The sequence below is a fragment of the Microcystis sp. LE18-22.4A genome, from assembly GCF_027531105.1.
Taxonomy (GTDB): Bacteria; Cyanobacteriota; Cyanobacteriia; order Cyanobacteriales; family Microcystaceae; genus Microcystis; species Microcystis aeruginosa.
The window spans coordinates 1-1435 of record NZ_JAPZRB010000462.1 but is presented as its reverse complement, the minus strand read 5'-3'; the positions used below and the strand labels follow the sequence as shown (position 1 = coordinate 1435).

Genomic DNA, 1435 nt, shown 5'->3' with positions numbered 1-1435 from the left:
TTGATGTAATCCTTCAACCGATAGCGGCTAATTTGCATTAGCTCTTCTATATTTTTTGGGAACATTTGATGTAGCTGGAGCCAATGATAGAGATGTTGACCCACATAAAAACTGCTGTGTCTGCGTTGACCTTTATATCTTTTTTCGGGTCTTGTGACATATTTTTGGATTCCCATATCCTTAATTTTTTTACCTTGCATTGTGGCACTTGTATAGGCGATAGCTATAACAATTATCAGCTTAGATAGGTATTGCGGTGCTAATTGAGAACCTTCTAAGCTATAGCCTCCCGACTTAAAATCTCGAAACATCTCCTCAATATCAAATCTTTTTTGATCGGCCATTATTGCCGTCTCTAAATCTCCAAAGTTAGTCAGAATATACCAAGGCTCTTTTGTTTGAAAACCCCGATAAGTTTTTTTCCACTTACCCGCTAAGTTAAACTCGCCAAATCCCTGCTCTTTTGTAATATTTACATCCTGCAAAAATAGTTTAGTTCTTGGACTTAAACCCAATCCCCTCATTTCTTGATAAATTCCTTCTTTTGTCTTCACATTTGTGCTTTGTTTGTGTCTTAAACAAAAGTATATACTCTGCTCCTGAAGACACTTTCTAAGACTAACCGAGCAAAATTCTCTATCTGCTAACACCACGATTTTATGACCTGATAGCACGGTCAATGTTTTTTCTAATACTCGCTGCTGTTCTTCGAGATTACTACTTCCTTTTTTATCTAATATCTCCCCATAGATTGGCATGGCTCTCTTGTCATAAATCAGACTCACCATCAAGATATTAATTGCTCCCCAACTCGTCCGGTCTATGGCAATATATACTAATCCTTTTATTGTGAATCTTTCTGGCTGTTTTAACATCTCTTTTAGGCACGGAAACCAGATTCTTTCAATATTCAGAATTTCGAGCTTTAAAAATCTTTTTAGTTTTTTTCGCCGACTCTCAAACAGGATTGGTATTGGTAGTGCTTCTGCTAATATCTCTAACTTGGCTTGCTTTAGTATTTGCCAGGTTCCAACTATCATTAACAACAGTAGATATCTGGCTCGCCCCAGTTCATTCTCTAACACTTTCTGGTATAGTTCACTTATCATTTTTGTTCTCTAGGTCATATTTACTATATATGACTGATCTTTTTTGGAAGTCTGTGTCTGTATTCCATGCTACATAAGCTTTTCAGCTGGCTTGTCCCCCTGTCAGCCCCCTCTCAGGGAATAGCTGCATACCATAGTAATAGTTATACACTAGAACTCTTGCAAATTAATTATATGTTATAATAATGGGTTAACTAATTTTCCCCAAAAAATTAGTTAATCAGTACATTTGTCCTGAATGAAAACTTGAAGTTTAACTTTTAACTCAAAACTCTTTAGAGCTGCTTTAATTTGGTTATCAAAACCTCTTTATTTAAGCGGCACAA

At 36.2% G+C, this 1435-nt stretch carries 1 protein-coding gene; it reads right to left on the bottom strand.

All coding sequences use genetic code 11. From position 1 onward, the window contains the following. Positions 1-1109 (bottom strand): IS4 family transposase (locus O9295_RS20200; protein ID WP_288034859.1); only part of this gene is annotated, 1109 nt, incomplete at its 3' end. Between the last annotated feature and the right edge of the window lie 326 nt (positions 1110-1435).